The sequence below is a fragment of the Allobranchiibius sp. GilTou73 genome, assembly GCF_021391335.1.
GTDB classification, from domain to species: domain Bacteria; phylum Actinomycetota; class Actinomycetes; order Actinomycetales; family Dermatophilaceae; genus Allobranchiibius; species Allobranchiibius huperziae.
Genome location: NZ_CP090051.1, coordinates 1,321,014 through 1,335,065 on the forward strand (window position 1 = coordinate 1,321,014; position 14,052 = coordinate 1,335,065).

General features: G+C 70.5%; 15 protein-coding genes. 9 read left to right on the top strand and 6 right to left on the bottom strand.

Going from position 1 to position 14,052, the window contains the following annotated elements; translation table 11 throughout:
- Window positions 1-46: 46 nt before the first annotated feature.
- From LVQ62_RS06645 to LVQ62_RS06670, 6 genes are all read left to right on the top strand, one after another.
- Window positions 47-1,210, top strand: a complete 1,164-nt coding sequence (locus LVQ62_RS06645; RefSeq protein ID WP_233766746.1) for an alanine racemase — start codon at window positions 47-49, stop codon at window positions 1,208-1,210.
- Between the two features lie 136 nt (window positions 1,211-1,346).
- Complete coding sequence (locus tag LVQ62_RS06650; RefSeq protein ID WP_233766749.1) at window positions 1,347-2,639, top strand: D-arabinono-1,4-lactone oxidase; 1,293 nt, start codon at window positions 1,347-1,349, stop codon at window positions 2,637-2,639.
- Between the two features lie 84 nt (window positions 2,640-2,723).
- Complete coding sequence (locus LVQ62_RS06655) at window positions 2,724-3,584, top strand: ABC transporter ATP-binding protein (RefSeq protein ID WP_179482780.1); 861 nt, start codon at window positions 2,724-2,726, stop codon at window positions 3,582-3,584.
- Window positions 3,584-4,390: an ABC transporter permease gene (locus LVQ62_RS06660; RefSeq protein WP_179482779.1), complete on the top strand. Its 807-nt coding sequence runs from the start codon at window positions 3,584-3,586 to the stop codon at window positions 4,388-4,390. Before LVQ62_RS06655 ends, LVQ62_RS06660 begins: the two co-directional genes overlap by 1 nt.
- 8 nt (window positions 4,391-4,398) lie before the next feature.
- Window positions 4,399-5,598: a sensor histidine kinase gene (locus LVQ62_RS06665; protein WP_233766753.1), complete on the top strand. Its 1,200-nt coding sequence runs from the start codon at window positions 4,399-4,401 to the stop codon at window positions 5,596-5,598.
- Complete coding sequence (locus LVQ62_RS06670; protein ID WP_233766755.1) at window positions 5,595-6,248, top strand: response regulator transcription factor; 654 nt, start codon at window positions 5,595-5,597, stop codon at window positions 6,246-6,248. The genes LVQ62_RS06665 and LVQ62_RS06670 overlap by 4 nt, the downstream gene beginning before the upstream one ends.
- A 75-nt stretch (window positions 6,249-6,323) precedes the next feature.
- Here the strand turns inward: LVQ62_RS06670 and LVQ62_RS06675 are convergent, their stop codons facing one another.
- Together LVQ62_RS06675 and LVQ62_RS06680 are read right to left on the bottom strand one after the other, a co-directional pair.
- The gene (locus tag LVQ62_RS06675; RefSeq protein ID WP_233766757.1) at window positions 6,324-6,773 is read right to left on the bottom strand and encodes a hypothetical protein; all 450 of its coding nucleotides are present in this window, start codon (window positions 6,771-6,773) and stop codon (window positions 6,324-6,326) included.
- A 176-nt stretch (window positions 6,774-6,949) separates the two neighbouring features.
- Window positions 6,950-7,411, bottom strand: coding sequence for a group II truncated hemoglobin (locus LVQ62_RS06680; RefSeq protein WP_233766759.1), 462 nt, complete (start codon window positions 7,409-7,411; stop codon window positions 6,950-6,952).
- Between the two features lie 86 nt (window positions 7,412-7,497).
- Here LVQ62_RS06680 and LVQ62_RS06685 point away from each other — a divergent pair, with 86 nt between their 5' ends.
- Window positions 7,498-7,704 (top strand): hypothetical protein, encoded by a 207-nt coding sequence (locus tag LVQ62_RS06685; RefSeq protein WP_233766761.1) that lies wholly within the window; start codon window positions 7,498-7,500, stop codon window positions 7,702-7,704.
- A gap of 69 nt (window positions 7,705-7,773) precedes the next feature.
- Window positions 7,774-8,331, top strand: coding sequence for a hypothetical protein (locus LVQ62_RS06690; RefSeq protein WP_233766763.1), 558 nt, complete (start codon window positions 7,774-7,776; stop codon window positions 8,329-8,331).
- Between the two features lie 12 nt (window positions 8,332-8,343).
- Here LVQ62_RS06690 and LVQ62_RS06695 read toward each other — a convergent pair whose 3' ends face one another.
- The 4 genes from LVQ62_RS06695 to LVQ62_RS06710 form a co-directional block, all read right to left on the bottom strand.
- Entirely contained in the window at window positions 8,344-8,967 is a 624-nt protein-coding gene (locus tag LVQ62_RS06695; RefSeq protein ID WP_233766771.1) for a histone deacetylase, read from the bottom strand.
- Window positions 8,967-9,908 (bottom strand): EamA family transporter RarD, encoded by a 942-nt coding sequence (gene rarD, locus LVQ62_RS06700; protein ID WP_179482773.1) that lies wholly within the window; start codon window positions 9,906-9,908, stop codon window positions 8,967-8,969. The genes LVQ62_RS06695 and rarD overlap by 1 nt, the downstream gene beginning before the upstream one ends.
- A gap of 175 nt (window positions 9,909-10,083) precedes the next feature.
- Window positions 10,084-11,169 carry a 2-oxoacid:ferredoxin oxidoreductase subunit beta gene (locus LVQ62_RS06705; protein ID WP_233766773.1) on the bottom strand — a complete coding sequence of 362 codons (1,086 nt, stop codon included), beginning with the start codon at window positions 11,167-11,169 and terminating at the stop codon, window positions 10,084-10,086.
- The gene (locus tag LVQ62_RS06710; protein WP_233766775.1) at window positions 11,166-13,028 is read right to left on the bottom strand and encodes a 2-oxoacid:acceptor oxidoreductase subunit alpha; all 1,863 of its coding nucleotides are present in this window, start codon (window positions 13,026-13,028) and stop codon (window positions 11,166-11,168) included. Before LVQ62_RS06710 ends, LVQ62_RS06705 begins: the two co-directional genes overlap by 4 nt.
- 177 nt (window positions 13,029-13,205) lie before the next feature.
- Between LVQ62_RS06710 and LVQ62_RS06715 the strand changes: the two genes are divergently transcribed.
- The gene (locus LVQ62_RS06715; protein ID WP_233766777.1) at window positions 13,206-14,039 is read left to right on the top strand and encodes a hypothetical protein; all 834 of its coding nucleotides are present in this window, start codon (window positions 13,206-13,208) and stop codon (window positions 14,037-14,039) included.
- Window positions 14,040-14,052 lie beyond the last annotated feature (13 nt).

The window sequence follows — 14,052 nt, forward strand, 5'->3', positions numbered from 1 at the left end:
GGTGTCCGCGCACGAACCCTCCCGCCCGAGGGTGGGCCGTGTCCGGATGGACTCGGGCGTGCCGGGCGGCAACCTGTGGTCGTCGGTGCCGGCGCCCGCGGCTCCGACCGCGGTGGTCGACCTCGACGCGTTCGACGCCAACCTCGCCGCCATGGTGGCGAGGGCGCAGGGGCGGCCGCTGCGGCTGGCCTCCAAGTCGGTGCGCTGCCGCGCGCTGATTGAGCGGGCGCTGGAGTCGCCCGGCTTCTCCGGGGTGCTCGCCTACTCCGCCGCCGAGGCCGCCTGGCTGGTGTCGTGCGGCGTGCGCGACGTGGTGGTCGGCTATCCCACCGTCGACACCGAGACCATCGCCGATACGGCGGCGGCGCCGTCGCTGGCGGAACAGGTCACCTTCATGGTGGATCTGCCCGAGCACGTGGCGATGCTCGCGGCCGCCGCGGGCACGACCCCGTTGCGGGTGAGCATCGACGTGGACGCGTCGCTGCGGATCGGTCGCCTGCACCTCGGCGTGCACCGCTCCAGCGTGCACACCACGCAGGAGGTGTGTCGTATCGCCCGGCTGGTGGCGGACACCCCCGGAGTGACGCTGGTCGGGCTCATGTTTTACGAGGCCCAGGTGGCGGGCGTGCCCGACAGCAGCCACGTCGTACGCGCGATGAAGCTCCGCTCGATGGCGCAGTTACTGCCGCGGCGCACGGAGATCGTGCGGGCCGTCGCAGAGATCTCGCCGCTGGAGTTCGTCAACGGCGGAGGCACCGGCAGCATCGCGGCCACCCGGCGCGACCCGTCGGTGACCGAGATCGCCGCGGGGTCGGGCCTCTTCACGCCGACCCTCTTCGACTCCTACGACGACAGCGGCCTGACGCCGGCGGCGTACTTCGTGTCGCCCGTGGTGCGCAAGCCGACGCCCGCCGTCGCCGTCACCTTCGCGGGCGGGTACGTCGCGTCCGGTCCGGCGTCGAAGTCCCGCGTACCGAAACCGGTGCACCCGCAGGGTCTCTCGTACTTCGGGCAGGAGGGCGCGGGGGAGGTGCAGACCCCGCTGCGCGGGCCGGGCGCCCGGTCGCTGCGGGTGGGCGATCCCGTGTGGTTCCGCTACGCCAAGGCCGGTGAGATGTGCGAGCGGTTCGACGAGCTGCTGCTGGTGCGCGACGGTGCGGTGGTGCAGCGGGCGCCGACCTACCGAGGTGAGGGGCGCACTTTCGGCTGACAGCCGTCGCCCCGGGGTGCACGCTGACGGCGTTGGCGTTCATTGACGGCTTTCAAACGGCGTCAACGAACGTGAACACCGTCAGCTCAGCCGGGTCAGCAGGTCCGGGACGGATCGAGGAGCACAGGAGGTACCGGTGGCGGAGTGGACGAACTGGGCGGGCACCGTGCGTGCAACGCCGCGCGCCGAGGTGATGGTGCGCGACGTGCCGCACGCGCAGGAGCTGTGCCGGATGACGGCGGCTTCCGGGGGCGCGCTCAAGGTGGTCGGCTCTGGCCACTCCTTCACCGCGATCGCCGAGGCGACGGACGTGCTCGTGCGAGTGGACCGCCTGAGTGGAGTGCGGGCAGTTGACCGCGAGACAGCGCGGGTGTGGGTCGGTGCCGGTACGCCGCTGCACGTGCTCGGGCCGCTGCTCTCCCATGAGGGTCTCGCGCTGACGAACATGGGCGACATCGACCGGCAGACCATCGCCGGGGCCGTGTCGACGGGCACCCACGGGACCGGCGCGGCGTACACCGGGCTCGCCGGTCAGCTCACCGGAGTGGAACTGGTGACGGCCGACGGGGAGGTGCGGCGATACGACCGCGACGACCCCGAGTGGGGCGGTGTCGCGCTGTCGCTCGGCGCGCTCGGGATCGTGACGGCGTTGCAGATCCAATGCGTCCCGTCGTTTCTGTTGCAGGCGCACGAGCAGCCGGATGTGCTCGACTCCGTGTTGGCGTCACTGGACGAGACCGTCGATGCCGCAGACCATTTCGAGTTCTACTGGTTCCCGCACACCGATCGGGTGCAGACCAAGACCAACACCAGGGTCGCCGACGTCGCGCGCCGCGACCCCCTGCCCCCGTGGCGCGCGCGGCTCGACGACGACCTGCTGTCCAACGCCGTCTTCGAGGGCGTCAACCGCCTGCTCACCCGCGTGCCGCGGCTGACCCCTGCCGCGAACCAGGTCGCCGTCCGGGCGCTCTCGGCGCGCACCTACACCGACACGTCGTACGACGTCTTCGCCACCCGCCGCACGGTGCGCTTCCGGGAGAGCGAGTACAGCGTGCCGCGCGCGGCGGTGCCGGACCTGCTGCGTCAGCTGCGCACCTGGGGCGACCGGCACGGCGCGCGGATCCCGTTCCCCGTCGAGGTGCGGTTCGCGGCGGCCGACGACCTGTGGCTGTCGACGGCGTACGGGCGGGAGACGGGGTACGTCGCGGTGCACCAGTACCACCGACGTGACCACCGCGCGTACTTCGAGGCGTTCTGGTCGATGCTGCGCGACCACGACGCGCGGCCGCACTGGGGCAAGATGCACGACCTGGACGCCGCTGAACTGCGTTCGCGCTACGAACGATTCGATGACTTCGTCGCGCTGCGCGACGCGCTCGATCCGAGTCGCGTCTTCGGCAACCCCTACCTCGAGCGCGTCCTCGGCTGAGTCATCAACGTCCACCGATCGGTGGACGCCGAGTAGACCGTTCGGGCGTCGCGCGGGCATCGGCCGGATCGCGATGCTGACGATATGGCTGACCTCGCGATCGACACGACGGGACTGAGCAAGCGGTACGGCGACCGGGTCGCCGTCGATGCCCTGGATCTGCAGGTGCGGCACGGAGAGGTGCTCGCCCTGCTCGGACCCAACGGCGCCGGCAAGACCACGACCGTGGAGATGCTGGAGGGGTACACCACACCGGACGGCGGGCAGATGGCGGTGCTGGGCGCCGCCCCGAGCGCCCGCCGGTCCTGGCTGGACCGGATCGGCATCGTGGCGCAGACGAGCACCGGGCTGGGGTCGTTGACCGCCCGGGAGGTGGTCCGGAGCGTGGCGCGCTCCTACAGCACCCCCCGCGACGTCGGGGAGACCCTGGACGTCGTCGGGCTGGGCGAGCACGCGGACAAGCGGATCGGGTCGCTGAGCGGAGGTCTGCGGCGCCGGGTGGATGTCGCGCTCGGCATCATCGGTGCCCCCGAACTGCTCTTCCTGGACGAGCCCACCACGGGTTTCGACCCGGAGGCGCGACGGGCGTTCTGGGAGCTGATCGCCGGGCTGGCGCGCGACGGCACGACCATCCTGCTCACCACGCACTACCTGGAGGAGGCCGAGCACCTCGCCGACCGGGTGGCCGTGATGGCGAACGGCCGGCTGGTGGCCCTGGACACGCCGCAGGCACTCGGCGGGCGGGAGGCGGCGGTGGCGACCGTGAGTTGGCACGCAGCGGACGGCGTACGCGAGGAGCAGACCAGCACACCCACGGCGACCGTGCGACGCCTCCAGGAGCAACTCGGTGCCGAGGTGCCCGGTCTGCAGGTACGCCGCCCGTCCCTCGAGGACACCTATCTGCGGCTGATCGCCGCCACCACCCCCACCCGCGAGGAGTTCTGATGCGCACCCTGACCCTGGGCATCGACCGGACAGGCATCGAGTTGCGCGAATTCGTGCGCGAGAGGGAGGCCCTGTTCTTCGTGTTCCTCTTCCCCGTGCTGATGCTGGCTCTCTTCTCCGCCGTCTTCAGCAACCAGTTCGGCGGTGCCGACGCCGCCCCGGGGGTGAACGCCGCCCGTCACTTCCTGCCCGCGATGACGGCCGCAGGGCTGCTGTTGACCAGCTTCCAGTCGATGGCCATCGGTGTGGCGACCGAACGCGACGACGGCACCCTCAAACGACTGCGGGGCACTCCATTGCCCGCGGCGTCCTACTTCCTCGGCAAGATCGGGATGGTGCTGGTGTCCTCGGCGGCGCAGTTTGGGCTGCTGATCCTGGTGGCGTGGGCGGTGTTCCGGGTCCAACTGCCGAGCGACGCGCAGCACTGGCTGACCTTCGCGTGGACGTTCGCGCTCGGCGTCGGCACCGGCACCATCTGCGGGATCGCCTACTCCTCGTTCATCCCCAACGCGCGGAGCGCGACGCCCATCGTGGTCGCTCCGGCTCTGATCCTGCAGTTCATCTCGGGGGTCTACCTGTCCTACCCCGACCTGCCGCGGTGGCTGCAGCAGATCGCCGCCGTCTTCCCCCTCAAGTGGATCGCGCAGGGCGAGCGGTCGGTGTTCCTGCCCGATTCGCTGCGCTCTCAGGAGGTCGCGCACAGCTGGCAGCACGCCGAGACCGCCCTGGTCCTCGGTGGCTGGAGCCTGGCCGCGCTGGTCGTCGCTCTGCTCACCTTCCGCTGGATCTCCAAGCGTCCGGCATGATCGGGACGGTGAGCGGACAGGGCGCTGTGCGGGCGGTCGGTATCGCGCTGCCCTCGCCCTGGTGGCGTCGTAACTGCGGCTGGCATGTCCTGCACCTGGTGGGGTGCCTCGTCACGGTCCCGGTCCTGGCGCTCACGACGGTGCACGGTGCACGGCTCGGTGTGGCGGTGGCGGGCGTGCTGACACTCGTCGCGGCATACGGCGTAGGAGGTGGCCGCGGCTTCGCGGCCGACTCGCCGGGATCCACCGTCTACCCCGTCCTCGCGTGGTGTGCCGCGATCATGATCACCGTCGGGTCCTACCAGGCGGGCACGGTCTGCGCCTTCCTGGTCGTGACCCAGACCTGGGCGCTGATGGAGCGGACGGCTGCGACCTGGTTGGTGACCGCGGGTTTCGTGGTGTTCGGTGCGGTGATCTGGCTGTGGTCGGGGGCCGACACGAAGGCTTTCCTGGTGGTGCTGGCGACCGTCGGGGGTGGTTGGGCCTTCGCCGTCTGCATGGGCTGGTTCGTCGACTCGATCGCCCGCACGTCGCAGGAGCGCGCCGAGATCATCGACACGTTGCGCGCCACCCAGGCCGAACTGGCGAGATCGCAGCGGTTGGAGGGCATCCACGCCGAGCGCGAGCGGTTGTCGGGGGAGATCCACGACACCCTGGCGCAGGGCTTCACCTCCGTGGTGGCGCTCAGCCGGGCGGCCCAGCTGGCGCAGGAGCGCGGCGACGGTGTCCGGGTGGCCGAGCGGCTGCGCCTCATCGAGACGACCGCCCAGGACAACCTCGACGAGGCACGGATCATCGTGGCCGAACTGTCCGCGGTCAGCAGTCACACGCTGGTGCAGGCGCTGGAGCGACTGGTGCACACGATCCGTCAGGCGACCGCCATGGAGGGTCGTCTCGACGTGATGGGGCCGCCACAGGGCGCTGGGCCCGCCGTGGAGACGGCCCTGCTGCGCATCGCACAGGAGTGCCTCACCAACTCCCGGAAACACAGTGGCGCCACCATGTTCGGGGTGACCCTCGACTACACGCGAGGCGACTGCATCACGTTGTGTACCAGCGACGACGGTGTCGGCTTCGACCCCGCGGCTGCGCCCCTGGGGTTCGGTCTGGGAGGCATCAGATCCCGCGCCGATGCCGTCGGGGGCCGGGTGGACCTGCAGACCGGGCCCGGACGGGGCACCCGGCTGTCGGTGCGGGTGCCGCGATGACCGCCCCCCAGGGTGCGACGCGACCCCTTCGCATCGTCGTCGTCGACGACCATCCCGTGGTCCGCGCGGGCATCGTGGCGATGCTGAGCGAGCACGACGGACTCGAGGTGGTCGGCACCGGCCGTAACGGCGCCGAGTGCCTCAATCTGGTCGCGGATCTCGCGCCCGACCTGGTCCTGACCGATCTGCGGATGCCCGTCATGGACGGTGTCGAGACCACCTCGCGGTTGAGCGCGACCCCGGGAGCGCCTCCGGTGCTGGTGCTCACCACCTACGACAGCGACACCGACATCGTCCGGGCGATCGAGGCGGGCGCCCGCGGCTATCTGCTCAAGGATGCGCCGCTGCAGACCCTGGTCGACGCGATCCGCAGCGCCGTGCGCGGTGAGGAGGTGTTGGCCCCGGAGGTTGCTGCCAGGCTGTCCGCGCGGGGCCAGGTCGCCCGCTCCGCGCAACTGTCGGCCCGCGAGATCGAGGTCGTCGCCCTCGTCGCGGACGGGTTGTCGAACGCCGCCATCGGTCGGCGGCTCTTCATCGGCGAGGCGACCGTCAAGACCCACCTGCTCCGCGCGTTCGCCAAGCTGGGGGTGAACGACCGCACGGCAGCAGTCAGTGCGGCGTACCGGGAGGGTCTGATCAGGCTCGACTGACCACCCGATCGTCAGCGTCCTGGTGGTGCCGGCGCCACCGATCCGCTGACAATGGTGGAGGGATCCTCGCGGTTGTCAGCGTCCTGGTGGTGCCGGCGCCACCGATCCGCTGACAACCGGGGTTTCGGCGAGGCGCTCGCGCAGGCCCGCCGCCATGACCGCGATGGTCGACGCGTCGAAGAATCCTCCGGCGGTCTGCATCAGACGCTTCCTTCGCACCGGCGCCGCGCGCAGCCGCAGGCAGACCCGCGTGCGGTCCGGGCTCGCGTCGGGCTGCAGCGTGATCGACCAGGTAATCGCCGTCCTCCCGCGCTGCGAGGAGTAGACGATCGACGTGGGCCGCTCCAGCTCCTCCACGCGGAAGGTCTCCTGCGTGCCGCCGTAGTCCGGGATGACGTCGCCCACGGCGAGTGCCTGCCACTGCGGCAGGAGGCTGCGGGCGGCACGCCGACGGTGGGGCAGGAGACGCTCGATGGACCGCGGCAGATACCAGCCGGCACGTGCCTCCCCAGCTGCACGAGCCACGGCCACACGGTGCCCGGTGGGGCGTCGAGCGTGAAGGCGCGGTCCATGATCACGTCGGCCGGCGCTACACGGTGATCGCCCGGGCGCGTGGCAGCGCGTTCGGCGTCAGTGGGAGTAGTGCTCGCGAACACGGCGCCCCTACGTCGAGGAGTAGGACGGGCGAGCAACCCTCTGCCTCAACGCGATTCCTTCAGGCCGTCCCGGGTCCACTGCGGAATGTCCAAACCGTCGGGTACGTCGTCCGCGCTGCGCGGGTATTTCGCCATGGACGTGGTGGTGGCCCACGCGAAGTAGTCGTGCAAGGCACCGGCGAGGCGCGGGTCCCCGGCGAGACCGGTGTCGGCGAGTGCCTGATCGAAGCAGGCGATCGCGCGCTGGTCCATGTCTTCGTGCTCGCCCTCGCCCGCGTGCAGGCGGACGACGGACGTCTCGTCGCCGTACGTGCCGGTGTACGCACGGGGGCCACCGAGCGCCTCCACCCAGTACGCCGCGAGTCGCTCGCTGTGGTCGGGCCGGAATCCGTGATGGAAGGCATGCGCCACGACCTCGTCGGCCATCACGCGCTCGTGCCAGGCATGTGCCAACCGGGTCAGCCCCACCGTCCCGCCGGCGGCGTCGTACAGAGTCTCCGTCTCCATTTGTGCAGCATGCCACCGCCAGGCCCTGGCGGAAACCGTTCGGATTCCGGCCCGCATGCGCGCTCGTCGCGGTCCAGGATGGGGTGATGGACATCCGGCCGGCGACCGCCGGCGACGTGGCGTCGGCGCCTGACTGGCTCGCGGGCATCGACCTGCGCGCGGACCGGTGGCGCGACGATGCCACGCGCGCGGTCGTGGGGACGGAGGACGGCATGGTCGTGGCCGCGGGTCGTCTCTTCACCAGCCGCGTCCACGACGATAGGTACTGGGTGGAGGTCATGGTCGCGCCGTAGGGCCGCCGCCGTGGCCACGGTCGCAGCGTCGCGAGGTACCTGGCGGACCTGCGAACCGATGCCAAGCCGATGTGCACCCGCGGCTTCGTCTCCTCCGCGGCCGCGCGTTTCGCACGAGGCCTGGGCGCGCACGCGTACCAGACCTGCCCGCCGGAACGGGTGCAGACGGTCGATGCCGCGCGGCTCACGAAATCGCCCGTCGCGACCGTCGCGGGCACCGCCGTGGACCTCTCCGAGTTGCAGCGTGCCTGGACCGACATCTACGAGTGGATGCACGCCGACTGGGCTCCCGTGGCACCAGGGTTCGAAGAGCCCCTGCTCGAGGACTTCGCCGATGAGCTCGACCTCGTGCACACCAGGGTCGTCGGTGAGGGTCGCGTCAGGGCCGCGGCGTTCGTCTTCGCCGATGCACCGGAGCCGGTGGTGGTGGCCGAGTGCCGTGAGCGTGACGAGACTGACGGGCTCGCACTCCTGCGCGCGTGCGTGCGCGACAGTCTGCTGTCGCTCGCCGCGGCCGGCATCGCCGTCATCAGCTTCGACGGGCACGACACCGACCCGCACTTCCGGCCGCTGCTGGAGGAGTTGCCGGTCAGCGGTGAGGCTTTCGAACTCCTGGAGTGGGGGTGACGGAGGGCGGCGCTAGTCGGTCGCTCCCGCGAGCGACGCGCGGCTCCAGGTGGGTTGCACGCCGGGGCAGTCGAGCAGGTAGTCGCAGGTCTGCTCCGCCGACCAGCCGTGCGCCTCGCGCAGACCGTCCGCGATCCGGCGCAGGTATGCCGCGCTGGGTGCGTTGAGCGGCGCGGTCTCGATCGTCCAGGGCGCGGAGAACGTCACGACCGCCAACCCCTCGAGTTCGCCGACCTGGTGCAACGTCTCGTACCGGCCGGGGCCGAGCGTCGCCACCGGTGCGTGCGCGAGCAGGCCGGCGACGTCCACCTCGTCCCCGGGCGGTCGGTGCATCTCCTGGGCGGCGACATCGCTGAACTGCTGCACGGTGAGCAGGTACGCGCGTGCCGCGACCGTCGGCGCCCCTTCCCGCACGGTCGGGTCGTAGAACGCGACACCGCCGGTCCAGGTCGGGGACTCCCACGCGAAGTAGAGACGGCCGGGCAGCAGCAGCGGGTGGTCACTGGTGGGCGGCGTACGGTCGCGCACTCCGGGGTAGGTGCGCGAGGCACCCGACGGTCGGCCGCCGAAGAGGTAGTGACCGAAACGTTCCCGCGACAGGTTCGAGCCGTACGCGGCGTACCAGACCTGCTCCATCAGGCGGCGAGACTGGCCGCCGACCGGCTGAGACGGCGCCCTCGGTTGGCGCTCATGACCGAGTCGATCACGAGCAGCACCAGCGCGATCCACACGATCCCGAAGCCGATCCAGCGCGCCGACGACATGTGCTCGCCCAGCAGGGCGACCCCGCAGATGAGCTGCAGGATCGGAGTGAGGAACTGCAGCAGCCCGATCGTCACGAGCGGCACCCGACGTGCTGCGGCGGCGAAGAGCAGTAGCGGCACCGCGGTGACGATGCCGGACACCGCGAGGAGAACAGCGTGGCCGGTGCCTTCCGTGGTGAAGGTCGAGTCACCGCGGATCGTCAGCACCGCCAACAGGATCACGGCTATCGGCGCGAGCACCGCCGTCTCGAACGACAGGCTCTCCAACGCGGTCAGGCGGCCGCCGACGCGCTTCTTCATCAGCCCGTAGCCGGCGAACGACAGAGCGAGGCTGACCGCGATCCACGGCGGTTTGCCGTAGTCGACGGCGAGGTAGACGCACGCGGCAACGCCGATCGCGACGGCAACCCACTGCAGCACCCGCAACCGTTCCTTCAACACCACGACACCGAGCGCGACGGTGACCAGTGGATTCAGGAAGTAACCGAGGGCGGCCTCCGTGACGTGACCGGTGACGACCGCCTGCACGTAGATCGTCCAGTTCGCGGCGATCAGCAGGCTGGCGATGCTCAGTGCGACGAGGCGGCGCGGCTCGGCCAGCACCTCGCGTACGAAGCCCATCCGCCGACGCACCGCCAGGATCACCGCACACACGAGCAGCGTCCACAGCACCCGGTGCGCCAAGACCTCCCACGCGCCGACGGGCTCGATGGCGTGGAAGTAGAGCGGGAAGGCGCCCCACAGCAGGTAGGCGACGAACCCGTACGCCGTGCCCGTGCTCGTCTCGGAGCGGGCCGGCTTGCCGTTCGCCATCGGGCGGTCCCTCGATCGGTCGGTGGAGGCTTTGAAATCGAAGGCTATCGGGCCGACGGACGCCGCCGAACGGGGTGGGGGTTATGCGTCCGTGGCCAGTGCTGCAGCCCTGGCCACGGACGCAAACCGGCCACCTCGACGCGCACGACCCACGGCTGGCAGGCCGGGGCGGAGATCAGTCGGAGACGGTCCAGGTGTCGTGACCGTGCAGCAGCTGCTCCAGTGCCCGGTCGTCGGCGGGGCCGCCGGCCGTGTCGATCGCGGCGGCGACCTGGCTGCGGACCCCGTCGTCGTACGTCGGTCTCGACACCGATCGGAAGACCCCCATCGGCAGCTGCGCGAACGACGGGTCGTCCAGGCGGCTCAGCGCGAACGCCTGGCTCGGGTCGTTGTCGTTCACCCGGTGCCGCAGGACGCGTGCCGGATCCGCGGTGGCCTCCGGCTCGACGGCCAGGTGGCCTTCGGGGCCGCGTACGACGACGCGCGCCGTCTCGCCCTCGCCGGCCCGGATCGGCTCGCCGTCGACCAGCTGCATGATGCGCGCGCTGGCCTCGTCACGGTCCTTGACCAGCTGGAAGGCGCCGTCGTTGAAGATCGGGCAGTTCTGGTAGATCTCGACCAGGGCGCTGCCCCGGTGCTCGGCGGCCGCGCGCAGCGTCGCGGTCAGGTGCTTGCGGTCCGAATCCATGGTGCGGGCAACGAAACTCGCCTCCGCGCCGAGCGCCAGCGACACCGGGTCGAACGGCTGATCCACCGATCCCAGCGGCGAGGACTTGGTCACCGCGCCGATGTCGGACGTGGGGGAGTACTGGCCCTTGGTGAGGCCGTAGATCTTGTTGTTGAAGAGCAGGATCTTGATGTTGACGTTGCGGCGCAGGGCGTGGATCAGGTGGTTGCCGCCGATCGACAGCGCGTCGCCGTCACCGGTCACGACCCACACCGACAGGTCCTCGCGGGAGGTGGCGAGGCCGGTCGCGATCGCGGGCGCGCGCCCGTGGATCGAGTGCATGCCGAAGGTGTCCAGGTAGTACGGGAAGCGGGCGGCGCACCCGATGCCGGAGATGAAGACGATGTTCTCGCGGCGCAGCCTGAGGTCGGGCAGGAAGCCCTGCATGGCGGCGAGGATCGCGTAATCGCCGCATCCGGGGCACCAGCGCACCTCTTGGTCGGAGGTGAAGTCCTTCTTCGTCTGCGCTTCCTCGTCGCCGAGCCGGGGGACTCCGGAGGTGCCGAGCGTCGGCATACCCAGGTCGATGCTCATCGAAGTTCCTCCAGGTGCTCGTGGATGACGGCTGCGATCTCCGTCGAGGTGAAGGGCAGGCCGCGGACGGCGGTGTGGCTGCGAACATCGACCAGGTACTTCCCGCGCAACAGCAGTGCGAGCTGGCCGAGGTTCATCTCCGGCAGCACCACGCGGTCGTACGCGCGCAGCACCTCGCCGAGATTCCCAGGGAACGGCGCCAGGTGGCGCAGGTGCGCCCGCGCGACCTTCGATCCTGCGGAGCGGCACAGCCGGGTGGCCTCCGCGATCGGGCCGTACGTCGAACCCCACCCCAGGATCAGCACGCGGGCGTCGCCGGACGGGTCGTCGACCACGACATCGGGCACGTCGATGCCGTCGATCTTGGCCTGGCGGGTGCGGACCATGTGGTCGTGGTTGTCCGGGTCGTAGCTGATGTTGCCGGTGACGTCGGCCTTCTCGATGCCGCCGACCCGGTGCTCCAGCCCCGGTGTTCCCGGAACGGCCCACGGCCGCGCCAGCGTGTCGGGATCGCGCAAATAGGGCGCGAATACCGGGTTGCCCTTGTCGTCGACGGAGTTGGGCTCGGTCGGGGCGTCGACGTGCAGATTCGGCAGGTCGCCGATCTGCGGCAGCCGCCACGGCTCGGAGCCGTTCGCCAGCGAGCCGTCCGAGAGCACGATCACCGGCGTCCGGTAGGTCGTCGCGATGCGCACTGCCTCCAGCGCCGCGTCGAAGCAGTCGACCGGTGTCGCAGGGGCGATCACGGCGACCGGCGATTCGCCGTTGCGGCCGTACATCGCCTGCAGCAGATCGGACTGCTCGGTCTTGGTGGGCAACCCGGTGGACGGACCGCCGCGCTGCACGTCGACGATCACGAGCGGCAGCTCCAGGGAGACGGCGAGCCCGATGGTCTCCGCCTTGAGGGCGAGGCCCGGCCCCGACGTCGTGGTGAGGCCGATCGCGCCACCGAACGCCGCGCCGAGCGCGGCACCCACGCCGGCGATCTCGTCCTCGGCCTGGATGGTCGTCACGCCGAACCGCTTCAGGCCGGACAGCGTGTGCAGGATGTCCGAGGCCGGGGTGATCGGGTAGCTGCCCAGCACCAGGGGTCGGTCCGCGCGGTGTGCCGCGGCCACAAATCCGTAGGCAATAGCGAGGTTTCCGGTGATGTTGCGGTAGGTGCCGGTCGCCTTCGGCGCACGCCGCACGGTGTAGGAGACCGCGAACGACTCGGTCGTCTCGCCGTACGCGTGGCCCGCGTGCAGAGCCGCCAGGTTGGCGGCGAGGATGGCGGGCTTGCCCGCGAACTTGCGCTTGAGGAACGACTCGGTGCCGCTGGTCGGCCGGGAGTACATCCACGACAGCAGCCCGAGCGCGAACATGTTCTTCGCGCGTTCCTTCTCCTTGCGGGTGAGCTCGAAGTCGGCGAGCGCCGCGACCGTGATGGAGGTGAGCGGCACGGCGTGCAGCGCCCACGACTCGAGGCTGTCGTCCTCGAGCGGGTTGCTGGGATAACCGACCTTGGCCAGGTTGCGCTTCGTGAACTCGTCGGCGTCGGCGATGATCACGCCGCCACGAGGCAGGTCGCCGAGGTTGGCACGCAGGGCGGCCGGGTTCATCGCGACCAGTACGTCGGGCGCGTCGCCGGGGGTGAGCACCTCGTGGTCGGCGAAGTGCAGCTGGAACGAGGAGACGCCCGGCAGTGTGCCCTGCGGCGCTCTGATCTCGGCGGGGAAGTTGGGCAGCGTCGACAGGTCGTTGCCGAGACTCGCGGTCTCGGCGGTGAACCTGTCACCGGTCAACTGCATACCGTCGCCGGAATCGCCGGCGAATCGGATGACGACACGATCGAGGGTCTGCTGGGACTTGCTGCTCATGTGGCGAGTGCTCCCGTGGGGTCGGTCTACCTTCTCCAACCTAGGCCGCAGGCGATTTCATCCCGCCCGTACCCCCCGGTTTCACAGGATTTCCTGCTGCTTCGCGACAGCACGCTTTCAGAATGCGCTCGTGCGAGAAGGAGCTATCGCCCAGACGGGCGGCATACGCTCGCGGTTGTGACCTGGTGGCAGGACCGGATCGTGGAGGCCGGCAAGGAGCCCGTGGCGCTGTGCCTCGTGGCGTTCATCGCGACGTTCCTGCTCACCCGCCTCGTGACCCGGACCATCCGCAGCGGCCGTGGCCCGTTCCGTGACAACGTCAGCTCCACCGGACTGCACATCCACCACGCGGTGCCGGGGCTCCTCCTGCTCCTCGCGGGCGCTCTCACCTCGCTCGCGTCGTACGACTCGACGTCGCTCAACATCGCGGGGCTCTGTGTGGGTGCGGGCGCCTCGCTCGTACTCGACGAGTTCGCGCTGATCCTGCACCTGCGCGACGTGTATTGGGCGCGTCAGGGACGGGCGTCGGTGCAGGCCGTTGCGCTCGCGGGGATGGTGATGGGGCTGACGCTGCTCGGTTTCACCCCCGAGAACGTCGACGAGCTCACCGACCGCAACGCGCCCGTGCGCTGGGCCACCGTCGCGATCCTGCTGACGAGTTTCGTCTGCTGCCTGATCTGTGCGGCGAAGGGGAAGTACCGCCTGGTCGTGCTCGCCGCCATCGTGCCGATCGTCGCGTACGTCGGTGCGGTGCGCCTCGCGCGACCCGGCTCGCCCTGGTACCGGCGCTACCCCGAGGGCTCGCGCAAGCAGGTGCGCGCGCGGGGCAGAGCCGGCGGTTTCGACCGGCACATCGCGCACGGGCTGACCTGGTTCGGCGACCTGGTGGCCGGTGCGCCCACTCGCGAGGACGCCGCCGCGGAGTCCGCCGAGCGTGCGGCCGTCCTCGTCGCCCCATCCCAAGAGGAGGACGATCCGGTCCGCAGCGGGCACGGCTCGCGTACGTCCTGACCCGTCCGACCTG

Excerpts from the sequence above, each read along its gene's own strand:
- LVQ62_RS06645 (WP_233766746.1), top strand. The coding sequence starts at position 47 with ATGGACTCGGGCGTGCCGGGCGGCAACCTGTGGTCGTCGGTGCCGGCG.
- LVQ62_RS06660 (WP_179482779.1), top strand. The coding sequence starts at position 3,584 with ATGCGCACCCTGACCCTGGGCATCGACCGGACAGGCATCGAGTTGCGC.
- LVQ62_RS06655 (WP_179482780.1), top strand. The coding sequence starts at position 2,724 with ATGGCTGACCTCGCGATCGACACGACGGGACTGAGCAAGCGGTACGGC.
- LVQ62_RS06710 (WP_233766775.1), bottom strand. The coding sequence starts at position 13,028 with ATGAGCAGCAAGTCCCAGCAGACCCTCGATCGTGTCGTCATCCGATTC.
- LVQ62_RS06685 (WP_233766761.1), top strand. The coding sequence starts at position 7,498 with ATGGACATCCGGCCGGCGACCGCCGGCGACGTGGCGTCGGCGCCTGAC.
- LVQ62_RS06670 (WP_233766755.1), top strand. The coding sequence starts at position 5,595 with ATGACCGCCCCCCAGGGTGCGACGCGACCCCTTCGCATCGTCGTCGTC.
- LVQ62_RS06695 (WP_233766771.1), bottom strand. The coding sequence starts at position 8,967 with ATGGAGCAGGTCTGGTACGCCGCGTACGGCTCGAACCTGTCGCGGGAA.
- LVQ62_RS06690 (WP_233766763.1), top strand. The coding sequence starts at position 7,774 with ATGTGCACCCGCGGCTTCGTCTCCTCCGCGGCCGCGCGTTTCGCACGA.
- LVQ62_RS06705 (WP_233766773.1), bottom strand. The coding sequence starts at position 11,169 with ATGAGCATCGACCTGGGTATGCCGACGCTCGGCACCTCCGGAGTCCCC.
- LVQ62_RS06680 (WP_233766759.1), bottom strand. The coding sequence starts at position 7,411 with ATGGAGACGGAGACTCTGTACGACGCCGCCGGCGGGACGGTGGGGCTG.
- rarD (WP_179482773.1), bottom strand. The coding sequence starts at position 9,908 with ATGGCGAACGGCAAGCCGGCCCGCTCCGAGACGAGCACGGGCACGGCG.